Genomic DNA, 14,640 nt, shown 5'->3' with positions numbered 1-14,640 from the left:
AAGAACCACGTTTCCGCAGCCCACACTACATCCCCGTAAAGAACCCGCAATCTTCCCCCTAGTCATTGGGGATAACCCACTCATTGGGGACAGGCTCATCAAAAAGGGGCGCGACCGCAATGGTCACGCCCCCCTCGACATCAGCTATGTGTCGGCCGGCACTTACGCCAATTTCGCTCCGACGATCTTTGCTGCTGCCGGCTTGTCGAAGTTGCCGCCGGTGGCCTTGCCGAGTGCACCCATAACCTGGCCCATCTGCTTCTTGGACGTAGCGCCCAGCTCGGCGATAACCTGCTCGATCAGGGCCTCGAGCTCCTCGCCCGAAACCTGCGCAGGCAGCAGGCTCTCCAGAATCTTGACCTGCTCGGTCAGGTTGTCGGTACGCTCTTGGTCGGTGCCGGCCTTGATGGACATCTCCAGCGTCTCGCTCGTCTGCTTAATCAGACGCTTGATCATGTTGTTGACGTCTTCCTCGGTCACATCGCGGCGCTCGTTGACCTCAATATTCTTCACCTCGGCCTTGACCTGGCGAATGATGGACAGGCGAACCTTGTCCTTAGCCTTCATGGCCGCGATCATTTCCTTCTGCAGCTCTTCGTTGGTCATCTGCAAATCCTCCTCAATAGCGTGGGCGGCACTCACGCGGGCACCGCCCCATGATTACTCAGTCGTCGACGAATCGCCGGTCGAACTCTTGGTGACGCCCTTCAGGCTGACGTTATAGGGCACGTCCTTGGGCATGGGGTTAACGGTGATGTCGGCGTCCTTCTTGTACTGCTCCAGCCACTCGCTGTACGCGGTGCTTGCCGCCTGCGTCTTCACCACGTTGGAGACGTACTTCTTGATGTCCTTGGGCACCTGCTTAATGTCATCGACCTGATTATCGACATGGAAGTAGTCGGTGCACTTGATGATGTGGTAACCATAGGTCGACTCGACGACGTCGCTCACATCGCCCTTGTTGAGCACCTCGAGCGCCGCCTGGTAGCTGTCGACGAAGGTGGTGAGCTTGTCCCAGCCCACATCGCCCTTCTTATCCTTGGAGCCGGTATCGTCGGAGTACTGCTTTACGGCGTCCTCAAAGCTCAGCTCGCCGGAGTTGATCTTGTCCAGGCACTCCTGCGCCTTGGCCTTGGCGGCGGCCTTATCCTCGTCGGAAGCGTCGGAATCGACCTTGATCAGAATATTCGACGAGCGACGGGCGTCATTGTAGTTGGACAGGTTCTCGTTGATGTAATCGACAATCTCGCTGTCCTTGGGCTTGCTTGTGGGCGCTACCGCATCCTTAAGCTTCTGCTGCGCCAGACTCTCCTTGAGCGAGTCCTTGTAGGTGTCCTCGGTATAGCCGTAGGTCTTAAGCGTCTTCTTAAAGGCCTTGGCGCCGCCGGCACTCTTGCAGGCGTCCTTCCAGGCCTTCTCGACCTCCTCGTCCGAGACGGTCACGCCGTTTTCCTTCTGCGCTTGCTGAAGCAGAATCTGCTGCGTATAGGAGTCGATGAGCTGCTTGCGATACTTCTTGGGCGTGAGGTCGTTGTCGACCAGGTACTGCGCCCAGTCCTTGTCCTTGGTGTAGCCGTAGGACGTACGCATGCTCATGATCTGCTTGGTCACGGTGTCCTCGGTGAGGTTGGTGCCATTGATGGTAGCAGCCACGCCACCAGTGAGCTTATAGCCCGAGCTGGCGCTTTCGGTCTGCGACATCAGGCCGGAGCACGCCATGGCCGAGACGGAAAGCAGCATCGCCAGCACGCCGATGACCACCAGGATAATCTTGACGGTCTTGGACACATAGGTCTTGCGCTGATTCTTACGAGAGTTGGAGGCGGTGCGAGCCTGTTGCTCGGGCGTCGGCGCGGCCTCGGGGTTCTTTTTCTTATTTGCCATGTTTGGCCTTTCGCATCACGAATCGAACAAACGCCATTGTGTCACAACGCAGCCCCTGCGGCACACCTGGTGCATGGGACACAGATTAATCTGCACCATTTTGGTGCAAAGGGGCATACCCGGCAGTCGGCAGTTAGGGACGTTCCTTTTGTGCCGGCACTTGGGGACTGTCCCTAACTGCCGGCAGAAAAGGAACGTCCCCAGGTGCCGGCTTTGTTCCACCTTAGAAGTGGCGGCGGATGGCGTCGACCACGCCCTGGGGTGTGGTCTGGCCGAGCACGTCGGCTGCGGCGTCGGCATCCATAAAGATATTCATGAGCGCTTGCAGGGCCTCGACCTGACCGCCCGGCTCGGCAATGCCCAGATTGATGATGATCTGCGCCGGCACGGGAGCGCCCATGCCAGCCATAGCGTTAAATGTCACGGACGCGGCGGGCTTCACCACCGCGATATAGGGCTTGGCCACAAACCCCGGATCGGTATGCGGAATGGCAATGTTTGCCGCCGGCATAGCGAGACCCGTGGGATAGGCATCCTCGCGCATGCGAACGGCGTCGAGCCAACCGTCGGCAATGTAGCCACGTGGTGCAAGCTCGCCCTCGAGTCGCGCAAACACCCCATCCGGCGTCGCACACTCCCAATCAAAAAACACCAGCTCAGGCGAGAATAGCATCTCGGCGTTATCCGCCATACCGTCCTCCAAAGTTGCATGAGGTTCACAATGTCCCATATGATAGCGAAACGAGACAGGCAAGGTTAGTCGAGGATCTCAATCATATCGAGTGCGCGAGCTGGCGTCAGGCAAACTTCGGGCATCGCCTCCAGCATACGGCGGTCACTCGTGACCACGTAGTCAACATCTGCCGTCTCGCCCGAAGCGATGATGAGGTTGTCTTCAAGATCCGACATGTGTTTGCCAAGCATGCGCGCCATCTCGCACTCTGCCAACGAAAGCGGAGAGGCAGTTGCCACCTGCATCATGTGCTCAATGCAGGCCCATGACGCCGAGGCAAACGACACGTTAATCCCATTCACATTCCGCCTGGCTAGTCGCCGAGGCAAAATATAGAACACGTCCTTTGCCGTCGTTGGCGCATACAGAAGGTCGATCTTTCCTGCCTCGGCCAGTTCAACCAATCTCTTCGCTTCGTCGAACGCCCCCTCTTGCAGGTAATAATCGAGCCAAACGTTCGTATCTACCAAGAGATGCTTTGCCTCAATCATCGGCAATTCGCCTCAATGTCAGCAATCATCGCTTCATACATATCATCCCGTACGGCATCCCAGTCTTCCGCAGATGATCCAGCTGGCGCAAAATCCGAAGCACGTAGCCCCAACGAAGAAAAAGCTAGGCCACACCCCTGCTCGGCCAGACTCTCCGCACGGGGCGCCTCGCGCTTATCCGCCACCATAAATCCCGGCAACGTTTGATGCTCGACGAGATAAGCCCAAAGCGCACGAATGGCATCGCTCGGCCCCAATCCATTGCGAGTTAGGACTGCATCGCCACCAGCTTTGAGCATAGGGTCGATTCGCGTGTTGAGCTGCACCGTTGCTGTACCCATAGCGGCTCCTCTCTACTTGCTAGCAGTATAGCAGACATAAAAGGCCACGCAAAAGGGCCCGGCCACACGCGGACGAGGCCCTATCGGATTTCTTGGGATGGAAATGACACACGTCACGTTATCCAGAGTCCAAAATCAAAGGGGTAATAAAAGCTGATTGAGGCACATGTGATTCCATATGCCCCAATCAGCTTTTTGATAGTTTACGTTGTAAGGAAAACCGAGCGAATCCTTTTACGCACGATGGCGGGGCGCATCAATTGCGACCTTGCCGCTCTCCAGCACGTGGACGCGACCGTCAGCGAGCATCTGAACTACCTCGGGATACAGCACGTGCTCAATCGCGTGGATATGCTCCTCGAGCGTGTCGACGTCCCAGCCCTCCTCGACGGCCAGCGCTCGCTGGGCGATGATGGGGCCATTGTCGTAGATCTCGTTGGCAAAATGCACGGTCACACCGGTCACCTTGACGCCGCGCGCAAAAGCATCGTCGATCGCATGCGCGCCGGTAAAGCTCGGCAGCAGCGCCGGATGCAAGTTGACCACGCGGTTGGGAAACGCCGCCAGCAGCGGCGTATGCACCATGCGCATGTAGCCGGCCATGACCACATACTCGCAGCCGCGCTCGAGCAGCTCGTGCGCGATGACCTCGTCGGCGGCGATGGGATCAGCATAGACATCCTTGGATAGCGTAAGCGTCTGGATGCCCGCGCGCTCTGCACGCTGCAAACCCTTGGCCGAAGGACGACTCGACACCACAAGCTCAATCGAAGCATTGAGCTTGCCAGCGGCGATCAGGTCGATCAGCGCCTGCAGGTTGGTACCCGAACCGCTGATGAGCACACCGATCTTGAGCGGCTCGGCCGTATCGGTACCGGTCGGACGAGTATAGGGCACAAAGTCCAGACCCTCGGCGGCAGCCATCTGCTCGTTAGCGCTCATCGGAGTACACGACCTTACCGGAACCCTCGACGCACTCGCCCACACGGAACGGCTTCTCGCCCAGCCCGACCAGGGCCTCGGTAACCGCGGCCTCGTCCTCGGGGGCGACGATCAGGCACAGGCCGACTCCCATGTTGAAGGTCTTGCATGCCTCGTTGGGCGCGAGCTCGGCCTGGCGCGACACGTAGGTGATGACGGGAGGAACATCCCAGCCCATCTCGGCGCCGTTGCGAGTGACCACGGCGTCGACGTCGTCGGCAAGCGCGCGGTTGAGGTTCTCGGTGATGCCGCCGCCAGTGATGTGGGCGATGGCGTGCACCGGAGCGCCACCGCGCAGCAGCTCAAGAATCGGCTTCACATAAATACGCGTGGGGGCCAGCAGGGCGTCGGCCAGCGATGCGCCGCCGAGCTCCTCGAGCGGGCGGTTCAGCTCCTCGGCCTTAGCGGCGGCCTCGGGCGTGCCCGGCTTGATGCCGTCAACGCCGATGACCTTGCGCACGAGCGAGTAGCCGTTGGAGTGCACGCCGGTGGAGGGCAGGCCCAGGATGACGTCGCCGGGGCGGACGTTCGCAGGGTCGAGCATCTTGGGACGGTCGACGACACCCACGGTAAAGCCGGCGAGGTCGTAGTCGGCAGGAGCCATGACACCGGGGTGCTCGGCCATCTCGCCGCCCACGAGCGCGCAGCCCGCGAGCTTGCAGCCATCGGCCACGCCCTTGATGATCTTTGCCATATGCTCGGCCTCAATGTGGCCGATGGCGACGTAGTCCAGGAAGAACAGCGGCTCGGCGCCCGAAGCCAAGATGTCATTGACGCACATGGCGACCAGGTCCTGGCCCACCGTCTCGTGACGGTCCATGATCTGGGCGAGCACGAGCTTGGTGCCCACGCCGTCGGTACCGCTGATCAGGATCGGGTCTTCCATATCCTTAAGCGCGGCGGCCGAGAACAGGCCGCCAAAGCCACCGATACCGCCGATGACCTCGGGGCGGTTGGTGTCCTTAACCATTTGCTTAATAGCGTCGACGGCGCGGCCGCCCTCGGCGGTATCGACGCCGGCATCCTCATACGTCACATGCTTGCTGTCGCTCATCTGAGCCTTCCTCTCCCACTACCGTTTGACGCACGGACGCCAACCGGTGCTCATAGTTGCTCTCGATTCGGCGCGCATTCTGGCAACGCGCGCCGCTCAATCAACAAAACAGCAGGTAAAACCTACCAAAATAAACCTGTCCCTAAACGGCAGGTTTTAGGCCTCGCCGTGCTTCTCTTCCCAGCTGCGGTCATCGTATTTCTCGACCACGGCGTCGTCGTCAAAGTGCAGCGGCTTATCCAGGTTGCGGGGCTTAAAGCCCTCCATGAACTTGTCACGGCCAAAGCTCTCGGGAATCGCCACGGGATAACGGCCGGTAAAGCACGCATCGCAGTAGCCGCCCTTGGGCATGACCTTCAGCAGGCCCTCAACCGAAAGGAAGGCCAGCGAATCGGCGCCGATATACTCGCAAATCTCCTCGACCGTCTTGTTGGCGCTGATGAGCTGCGACTGCACGTCAGTATCGATGCCGTAGAAGCACGGCCAGATAACCTCGGGCGAGTTGATGCGGATGTGAATCTCCTTGGCGCCGGCGTTGCGCAGCATCTTGACGAGCTGCACCATGGTGGTGCCGCGCACGATGGAGTCGTCGATGACGACCAGGCGCTTGCCCTCGATGTTGTCGCGCAGCGGGTTGAGCTTCATGCGCACGCCCATGGCGCGCAGTTCCTGCGTGGGCTCGATAAACGTACGGCCCACATAGCGATTCTTGATGAGGCCCTCGCCAAAGGGAATACCGCTCTCGTGCGAATAGCCCTCCGCGGGCGGCAGGCCGGAGTCGGGCACGCCGATGACCAGGTCGGCCTCGACGGGCTCTTCGTGTGCCAGCTGACGACCCATGTCGTAACGGCAGGCGTAGACGCTCTTGCCGTTCATGATGGAGTCGGGACGGGCAAAATAGACCTGCTCAAAGATGCAGTTGGCGGGCTCTTCGGCTGCAGGTACGCCCTGCTCGGACACCAGGCCCTCGGCGCTGATACGCAAGATCTCGCCGGGACGGACGTCGCGGACGTACTCGGCGCCCACGATATCGAGTGCGCAGGTCTCGGAGGCAACGACCCAGCCGCCAGCGTGCGTGACATGGACGGCGGAGTCGACCGTCGAGGCATCATCTTGCGAGGGCAGCTGCGAAACAGAAGCGGCGTCGGCCTGGTCCAGGCCCTCGTCCACGAGCTTGCCCAGCACCATCGGACGGATGCCATGCGGATCGCGGAAGGCGTAGAGTGCCTGCTCGTTGATGAGCGTCATGGCGTAGCCTCCGCGTACGAGCTCCATGGTCTTGCGAATGCCCTCGCGCAGGTGGCCCGTACGCTGGGTAAAGTAGCCGATAAGCTTGGTCGCGACCTCGGAATCCGAATTGGAGAGGAACGGCACGCCCAGCTCGATCAGCTGACGGCGCAGCTCGTCGGTGTTGACCAGAGTGCCGTTGTGAGCGAGCGCGATAATGACGCTGTTGATGGTAGAAAGATGCGGCTGCGAGGCTTCCCAGCTCTTGGCGCCGGCGGTGCCATAGCGCACGTGGCCCACGGCTAGCTGGCCGGAGAGCGTCGACAGGTCGGCGTTGGAGAACACGCGATCGAGCAGTCCCAGGTCTTTACGAACCATAACCGTGCCGCCATCGCCCACGGCGATTCCCGCCGATTCCTGGCCGCGATGCTGCAGCGCGCGCAGACCAAAGTACGTCAGTCGAGCCACATCGCGATCGGGTGCCCACACACCAAAAATGCCGCATTCCTCATGCAGCTGGTCGGAGTCCGGATCGTACGTCGACATGGTCGTCACCTGTCCCGTGGCACGCTCGGCCGCGCGGATGGTTTCTTGAGACATGGCATCCCCTCAGAGCCTCGTTATTTGGCGTTACCCGCCCTATTATACGCACGGCAAGACAAGCACTCCCGCGCATGAGCAGCGCTTTTTAAAAGCCCACCGAGCTTATAATCCGTTTTGCGGCCAAACATTTTATTGGGAAACCCGCTCTCGGGGCCAACGATCCCGTATGCTTCCGTCGCGACGCGTCTCGCCCACCATTAGGGCTTACATTGCTGCAATTGGGACGTTCGTCCTGTCTTTTAGCAGGTCGGCGGCGTATCCTTGTAATCTACAACAAAACGAGAAAGGTTGTGTATGGATCGAAACGAACTCGACCCCAGCGTCCCCAGCGCCACGGAGGTCAAGAAGATCCCCCTCATCATTAAGGTGTACGCTGTCCTGTGCATCCTGTCCGGTGTTGGTACGCTCCCGTCGGTCGGCGCCTTTATGTGGCAGGTCATCACCGCACTCATCAACGGCAACGCCGCCGCCAAGCTCGGCGACAACACGCTCGTCGCGGTCGGCCTTATCGTCGCCGGCATCATGCTCTCGGCGGCGAGCGCGGTCATCTTAATCATCTTCGGCCTGGACCTCATCAAGAACCAGCGCCGCAACGCCGCGCGCCTGTCCTACATCCTTATCGCATTCACCGTCGTCGAGCTTTTGGTCGACGTGATGCTCCAGGGTATCGGGCCGTTCTTGTTGCGCCCCGCCATCCAGCTCGGCATCCTCATCGCGCTTTCGGCCACCGTCGACCCCACGCTTCGTCAGGAGCGCGAACTGCAGCGCCGCCTGCAGGAGATGCTCGATCGCGACGCCGCCGCCGAGGGCATGCTCGGCCGCGATGAGACCGGCGAAGGCTACATCAAGCTCAACTACTTCAACCTGTTCTGGGTATTCTTTGTCTGCTGCGTGCTGGGCCTCATCCTGGAGGACATCTGGCATATGACGGTCGACGACCCGGGCGTCTACCAGAACCGCGCCGGCATGCTGTTTGGCCCCTTCAGCCCCATCTACGGATTTGGCGCCGTACTCATGACCATGGTGCTCAACCGCTTCTACAAAAAGAACCCCATCATTATCTTTTTGGTGAGTGCCCTACTTGGCGCAAGCTTTGAGGTGTTCGTGGGCTGGTTTATGCAGACCTCGTTCGGTGTGGTCTCGTGGAGCTACTCGCATATGAAGCTCTTTGGCATGCCCGATCCGCTCGCCGTGCTTACGGGCGGACGCACCTGCACGGGCTTCGCCTGCCTGTGGGGCCTGGGCGGACTCATCTGGATCAAGCTGCTGCTGCCCAGATTGCTCAAACTCATCAACATGATTCCCTGGAAGAGCCGCTACTCGGCCACCGTCATCTTTACCATCATCATGCTGGTCGACGGCGTCATGACGCTGCAATCGCTCGACTACTGGTACCAGCGCGTCAACGGCACGGTCAACGATATTCCCGTTGCGCAGTTCTACGGCAAGTACTTCGATAATGAGTATATGGAAAATCGCTTCCAGAGCATGACCATGAGCCCCAAGGACGCCACACGCGTATAGCGCGGGCGCTGGCGCAAGTCGGTTCCAACGGACAAGTAAGCCCGCTGGCAGTTCAGCCTAACTGCCAGCGGGCTTTTGCTATAGATGAGCTCGAATTGATCGCAAAGCCCTATGCCTCGCGCTCGACCTCGTTCACGCATTCATTCTTGATGGTGCCGACAAGCGTCTGCAGGGCATCGACCACGTGCGGACGAATGTCTCCGCCAATGAGCACGAGCATGATGTCATCGCCCACGGAAAGCTCGCCGCTTGCCAGCCACACGCGCACATAGCCGATACCCGGCATCGCTCGCGTCGCCTCAATGGCAGACCGCACCTTTTCGGCATCGTAGTCAAAGACCATGCCGCCCACCTTGTGGCCCGGCGCCACGCCATCGGTCTCGACTCCGCGCACCTCGGCCTTGGGCGTCGCGCGTACCACGCCGTTATGCGTCAGATACATACCGCACGCCGGCGCCGAAGCGTCGGCCTTGGCCTCGCGCAGCCAAGCATCAATCGAAGGCATCGTTTTGCCATTCTCGAGCATCATTTCCCCTTTTTTATCTCTTATGCCGTCGGGCGACGACTCGCCCTTCAGTACCTCCGTTGCCCGCAATGCAACCATTAGTTCTCAACGGGGGTAAGAATCATCACGGCACGCTTGTTCCTTAGCGCCGAAGGCGAACACGTGATAAGCGTGAGCACCTTATCAGCCTTGGCAGCACGGCTCTCAGCGTCGCTCGCCACGGCGGAAGCACCGTCAATCATCTCGGAAAGATAGGCCTTCAGGCCGTCTCCGCCCTCAAAGTTGGGAGTACGCGCTTTTCGGTACGAGTCCTCGACCACCTTGGTCAGCAACGGCTTAAATTTATAGGCGCCGTCGCGTGTAACGTAAAAGGCATATTCGATACCGTCGAAAACCGACTGGTCGGCGCTGTCAGCAATGAAATGGAACATCGAGTTATCCCTCATGTGATGGCCGTAGAGTGTAGTCTGCTGGTCCACCATACCGGGAGCCGTGTCATCGCAGTCAAGGAAAATAGAGCCCACGGGATTTGCCGTGCCGTCAAAGAGCGTGCTCAGGTACTTGGTGTTGTTATCCGTCTGCACCACCGGATAGTTGATGGCGGTACCGGGAACATATATCCAACCGACGACATCGGGGTTGGTTTGGGCAAGCGTGGCAAAATCAACAATGGGTGCACCGCTCGCGTCGCTATCGCTCACAGACTTTTTCTCAACCTTTTGATACGAATCGCTTGCTTCCTTGTAACCCAACTGCGCCTTGATATAGATGCCGGCGGCGGCAGCGATCAGGCACACACCGATCACAATAAGAAGTCTCGCGAAAATCGAACGGCCTTTTTTGCGCTTAGGAGCAGGACTTTCCACCGAGCCACCGAGCCCGGGCGAAGGAGAACGATGAGCTTGCGATTGCTCCCCGTAACTGGACGGGCGGCAGGTCGGCAAAGCGCCCTGAACGCGCTGGTTCGACGGCGCCACCGGCTGCGGAGCCCGAACGTGCCTCGCGACATGGGCGGGCTGCGGCGGACGGACGGGCTGCGAAGAGGACGTCCGCCCCGGCTGCACCGGGCGCGGCGCACCTGGATTCGCAGGATCGGGAATCTGGGACAGTTTAAAACGTTTTCCCTGATAATTGGACATATTTCTCCTCTATTGCAGATAAGGCGGCAAGCCGCTTAGGCGTCGGCCATCTCCTGCTTCATCTTCTCGATAACCTTGCGGTACTCGGGGTCGCAAGCGCCTAGAATCTGCGTGGCGTAGATGGCGGCGTTCTTGGCGCCGTTGATGGCAACGCAGGCCACGGGCACGCCCGAAGGCATCTGCACCATCGACAGCAGCGAATCCATACCGCCCAGGTCACTCGTCTTCATAGGTACGCCGATAACCGGCAGCGGCGTAAAGGCAGCCACGACGCCGCCCAGGTGAGCGGCCTTGCCGGCGGCAGCGATAATCACTTTGATACCGCGATCGGCAGCAGTCGAGGCCCACTCGTGAACCTTCGCCGGCGTGCGGTGCGCGCTCGCAATGACGAGCTCATAGGGCACACCGAGCGTCTCGAGCTCGGCGGTGCAACCTTCCATAACGCCCAGATCGGACTTGGAACCCATGATGATCCCGACAACCGGCTTTTGATCTGCCATAAACAAAGACCTCCTGTTGAGAGCGGCGACGCGGCGGATCCGCGACCCTTAACTACTGAGAGTAGTATAGCTGCTCCCGTCCCTGCGGTCTGTTGGTGCTCTGCGGCGGCCCGGTGTTTTCATCTTCACTCCGGTTGCTACGCAAAGTCGTTCAGATGAAAACACCGGGCCGCCGCAGAGCACCTTCGACCTACCGGGAATTGCTATGACGTACGTTGGCTGAAATATTAACGTGGGATCCGCCGTTCGAACGAACGGCGGATCCCACACTCACTTTTTATTCAGCCCTAGTCATCGCGCAAAGCCCCTTCGGCCCCTCCCGCCCCGGCCGGACAGCTCAGCCTACACCGTGTACTGCGGCAGGTCCTGCAGGGCGATGACGTCCATGCCCATGTCGTTGGCGCTGCCGTGACCCTGCTGGTCCTCACGCACCGCCTCGATGGCGCTCACGTACGTGTTAGCGGCAGACATCGCGGTCACGCAGGTCACGCCGCGACGCACGGCCTCGGTACGCAACAGATAACCGTCGCCGCGCGAGCCCGGGCCGTACGGCGTATTGATGATCACCGCGATCTTGCCATCGGCGATGAGGTCGCCGATGTTGGGACGCTCGCCGTCATGCGGGCCGCTGATCTTTTCCACGACCTCGCACGTCACGTTGCCTCCACGCAGAACGCGCGCCGTACCCTCGGTAGAGCAGATGTCAAAGCCCAGGTAGCGCAGGATACGCGCGACCGAAAGGATGTGACGCTTGTCGCGGTCGCACACGCTAATGAACACCTTGCCGCAGCTCGGATCGGGCAGCTGGTAGTCAATCGCCAGCTGCGTCTTGGCGTATGCTTCGGGATAGCTCTTGGCGATACCCATGACCTCGCCCGTCGACTTCATCTCGGGCCCCAGGATAACGTCGGCTCCCGGGAAACGGCCCCAGGGCATAACGGCTTCCTTCATACAGAACCAGTCCAGCTGACGCTCGTCACTCGGCAGGCCCAGGCTCGCGATGGAATCGCCCGCCATGATACGCGCCGCGCACTTGGCCAGCGGCACGCCGGTGGCCTTGGAGATGAACGGCACGGTACGGCTGGCGCGCGGGTTGGCCTCGATCACGTAGACGGTCTCGCCCTTGATGGCATACTGCACGTTGACCAGGCCGCGGACTCCCAGCGCCATGGCGATACGGCGCGTGGTCTCGCGGAGCTTCGCCTGCAGGCTCTCGCTAAAGCTGAACGGCGGAATGCAGGTCGCGGAGTCACCGGAGTGAATACCGGCCTCCTCGATATGCTCCAGGATGCCACCGATATATACCTCCTCGCCATCGCACAGGGCGTCGACGTCGGACTCAATCGCACCCTCCAGGAAGCGGTCGAGATACACCGGGTAGTCGGGGCTAATGCGCGCGGCCTCGGCCATGTAATCGCGCAGATGCTCGGCATCATAGGCGATCATCATGCCGCGGCCGCCCAGCACGTAGCTCGGACGCACCAGCAGCGGGTAGCCGATGTGCGCGGCCACGGCCTCGGCCTCCTCAAACGAGGTTGCCTGGCCCGCCGGCGGATACATAATGCCCAGCTTGTCGAGCAGGGCGGCAAAACGCTCGCGGTCCTCGGCAAAATCGATAGCGTCGGGCTTGGTACCCATGATGTTCACGCCGCTCTCCTCGAGCATGCGTGCCAGCTTAAGCGGGGTCTGGCCGCCGAGCGTCACCACGACGCCGTCGGGGCGCTCGACATCGATAACGTCCATGACGTCCTCGTAAGTGAGCGGCTCAAAGTACAGGCGGTCGGACGTGTCGTAGTCAGTCGAAACGGTCTCGGGGTTGCAGTTGACCATGATGGTCTCAAAGCCGCGGGCCGCCAGCGCATAGCTCGCATGCACGCAGCAGTAGTCAAACTCGATACCCTGGCCAATACGGTTAGGTCCAGCACCCAGAATCATCGCTTTGGGCTTATCTGCCGGCGTGGTCTCGTCGGGGGCAACGCACTTCTTGGCGACTGGGCTCGTACGGTAGATGTTCTCGTAGGTCTTGTAGTGGTATTCCGTGGCACTCGAGAACTCGGCGGCGCAGGTGTCGACCGTCTTCATGCTGGGGACCACGCCCAGACCCTTGCGGTAAGCGCGAACAAAGCGCTCGTCCGAGCCGGTCAGTGTGGCAATCTCGGCATCGCTCGTGCCATACTGCTTGAGCAGACGCATCGCGTCGGCATCAATGTCCTCCACGCGCAGGCCGCGAACGCTCTCCTGGACCTGCACCATATCGTTGATGCGGTTGAGGTACCACGGATCGATACCGCAGATGGCGTGGATGCGCGCAACATCCCAGCCACGGCGCAGGGCCTCGACCACAAAGAAGATGCGGTGCTCAGTCGGAGTGCCCACGGCCTGGGCGAGCTCCTCGTCGCTCAGCTTATCGGCGCCCTCCTTGCCACCAGCGCAAATACCCTGATGTCCATCCTCCAGCGAGCGCATGGCCTTGCCAAAAGCCTCCTCAAAGGTGCGGCCGATCGCCATGATCTCGCCCACGGCCTTCATGCGCGTGGTGAGCGTGGGGTCGGTGCCCTTGAACTTCTCAAAGGCAAAGCGCGGCACCTTGACCACGCAGTAGTCGATCGTGGGCTCAAAGCAGGCGGGCGTAGCTTTGGTAATGTCGTTGACGATCTCGTCGAGCGTGTAGCCCACGGCCAGGCGAGCGGCGGCCTTGGCGATGGGGAAACCCGTGGCCTTGGAGGCCAGCGCGGACGAACGGCTCACGCGCGGGTTCATTTCGATGACAATCAGGCGGCCGGCCTGGGGGTTCACGGCAAACTGCACGTTGGATCCGCCGGTCTCGACGCCGATCTTCTCCAAAATGGCGAGCGAGGCGACACGCATGCGCTGATACTCAAGGTCGGAGAGGGTCTGCGCCGGCGCCACGGTGATGGAGTCACCGGTATGCACGCCCATGGGGTCGAGGTTCTCGATGGAGCACACGATGATGCCGTTGCCAGCGTGGTCGCGCATAACCTCCATCTCGTATTCTTTCCAACCCTCGATGGACTCCTCGACCAGCACCTCGTGAGCGGGCGAGAGTTCAAGGCCCTGGCTCACGATGGAGACGAGCTCCTCGTGAGTATGCGCGATGCCGCCACCGGCGCCGCCGAGAGTAAAGCTCGGGCGCAGCACGCAGGGATATCCCACGCGCTCGGCGATAGCCTCGGCGTCTGCCACGCTGTAGGCATAGCCCGAGCGCGCAACCTCCAGGCCAATCTCGGCCATGGCCTCGTTAAAAAGCTTACGGTCCTCGCCACGCTCGATGGCGGCAAGGTCACAGCCGATCATCTCGACGCCGTACTTGTCGAGCGTGCCGTCCTTTGCCAGCTCGACGGCGGCATTCAGACCGGTCTGGCCACCCAGCGTGGGCAGCAGTGCGTCCGGGCGCTCCTTCTTGATCACGCGCTCGATAAATTCGGCGGTGATGGGCTCGACATAGGTGCGGTCGGCCAAGCCCGGGTCGGTCATGATGGTCGCCGGGTTGGAGTTGACTAGGATGACCTCAAAGCCATCCTCCTTGAGCACCTTGCAGGCCTGGGCGCCGGAATAATCGAACTCGCAGGCCTGGCCAATGACGATGGGGCCCGAGCCAATGACGAGGATACGCTTGATGTCAGTACGTTTAGGCATG

At 60.6% G+C, this 14,640-nt stretch carries 13 protein-coding genes; 1 reads left to right on the top strand and 12 read right to left on the bottom strand.

The genetic code is table 11. From position 1 onward, the window contains the following. Nucleotides 1-162: 162 nt before the first annotated feature. The 8 genes from V2391_RS07395 to purF all read right to left on the bottom strand — a co-directional run bounded on the left by V2391_RS07395 (nucleotide 163) and on the right by purF (nucleotide 7,311). Nucleotides 163-606 (bottom strand): GatB/YqeY domain-containing protein, encoded by a 444-nt coding sequence (locus V2391_RS07395; RefSeq protein WP_117769746.1) that lies wholly within the window; start codon nucleotides 604-606, stop codon nucleotides 163-165. A 54-nt stretch (nucleotides 607-660) separates the two neighbouring features. Beyond that, complete coding sequence (locus tag V2391_RS07390; protein WP_329738817.1) at nucleotides 661-1,884, bottom strand: peptidylprolyl isomerase; 1,224 nt, start codon at nucleotides 1,882-1,884, stop codon at nucleotides 661-663. 223 nt (nucleotides 1,885-2,107) lie between these two features. Further along, nucleotides 2,108-2,575 (bottom strand): PTS sugar transporter subunit IIA, encoded by a 468-nt coding sequence (locus tag V2391_RS07385; RefSeq protein WP_329738816.1) that lies wholly within the window; start codon nucleotides 2,573-2,575, stop codon nucleotides 2,108-2,110. Nucleotides 2,576-2,640: 65 nt separating this feature from the next. Next, nucleotides 2,641-3,108 carry a PIN domain-containing protein gene (locus V2391_RS07380; RefSeq protein ID WP_329738815.1) on the bottom strand — a complete coding sequence of 156 codons (468 nt, stop codon included), beginning with the start codon at nucleotides 3,106-3,108 and terminating at the stop codon, nucleotides 2,641-2,643. After that, nucleotides 3,105-3,449, bottom strand: a complete 345-nt coding sequence (locus tag V2391_RS07375) for a type II toxin-antitoxin system RelB/DinJ family antitoxin (RefSeq protein WP_329738814.1) — start codon at nucleotides 3,447-3,449, stop codon at nucleotides 3,105-3,107. Before V2391_RS07375 ends, V2391_RS07380 begins: the two co-directional genes overlap by 4 nt. Before the next feature lie 234 nt (nucleotides 3,450-3,683). After that, entirely contained in the window at nucleotides 3,684-4,391 is a 708-nt protein-coding gene (purN, locus tag V2391_RS07370; RefSeq protein WP_329738813.1) for a phosphoribosylglycinamide formyltransferase, read from the bottom strand. Further along, nucleotides 4,381-5,484 carry a phosphoribosylformylglycinamidine cyclo-ligase gene (gene purM, locus V2391_RS07365; protein ID WP_329738812.1) on the bottom strand — a complete coding sequence of 368 codons (1,104 nt, stop codon included), beginning with the start codon at nucleotides 5,482-5,484 and terminating at the stop codon, nucleotides 4,381-4,383. Before purM ends, purN begins: the two co-directional genes overlap by 11 nt. 156 nt (nucleotides 5,485-5,640) lie before the next feature. Further along, complete coding sequence (gene purF / locus V2391_RS07360) at nucleotides 5,641-7,311, bottom strand: amidophosphoribosyltransferase (protein WP_329738811.1); 1,671 nt, start codon at nucleotides 7,309-7,311, stop codon at nucleotides 5,641-5,643. A 297-nt stretch (nucleotides 7,312-7,608) separates the two neighbouring features. On the opposite strand from purF, the gene V2391_RS07355 reads away from it, so the two are divergent. Then, a complete protein-coding gene (locus tag V2391_RS07355) occupies nucleotides 7,609-8,838 on the top strand; it encodes a putative ABC transporter permease (RefSeq protein ID WP_329738810.1) in 1,230 nt (409 codons plus the stop codon). Nucleotides 8,839-8,947: 109 nt separating this feature from the next. Here V2391_RS07355 and V2391_RS07350 read toward each other — a convergent pair whose 3' ends face one another. The 4 genes from V2391_RS07350 to carB form a co-directional block, all read right to left on the bottom strand. Beyond that, on the bottom strand, nucleotides 8,948-9,364 hold the full coding sequence (locus V2391_RS07350) for a molybdenum cofactor biosynthesis protein MoaE (RefSeq protein WP_329738809.1): 417 nt from the start codon (nucleotides 9,362-9,364) through the stop codon (nucleotides 8,948-8,950). A 77-nt stretch (nucleotides 9,365-9,441) separates the two neighbouring features. Beyond that, nucleotides 9,442-10,149 (bottom strand): class B sortase, encoded by a 708-nt coding sequence (locus tag V2391_RS07345; protein ID WP_329738808.1) that lies wholly within the window; start codon nucleotides 10,147-10,149, stop codon nucleotides 9,442-9,444. A gap of 368 nt (nucleotides 10,150-10,517) precedes the next feature. Then, nucleotides 10,518-10,982, bottom strand: a complete 465-nt coding sequence (gene purE / locus V2391_RS07340) for a 5-(carboxyamino)imidazole ribonucleotide mutase (protein ID WP_329738807.1) — start codon at nucleotides 10,980-10,982, stop codon at nucleotides 10,518-10,520. A gap of 342 nt (nucleotides 10,983-11,324) precedes the next feature. Then, a complete protein-coding gene (gene carB / locus V2391_RS07335) occupies nucleotides 11,325-14,639 on the bottom strand; it encodes a carbamoyl-phosphate synthase large subunit (RefSeq protein ID WP_329738806.1) in 3,315 nt (1,104 codons plus the stop codon). Nucleotide 14,640 lies beyond the last annotated feature (1 nt).

The organism is Collinsella sp. CM84Y_54, from assembly GCF_036317945.1.
GTDB lineage: Bacteria > Actinomycetota > Coriobacteriia > Coriobacteriales > Coriobacteriaceae > Collinsella.
Note: the sequence above shows the minus strand (reverse complement) of the source record. Positions and strands in the feature narration are given on the sequence as shown.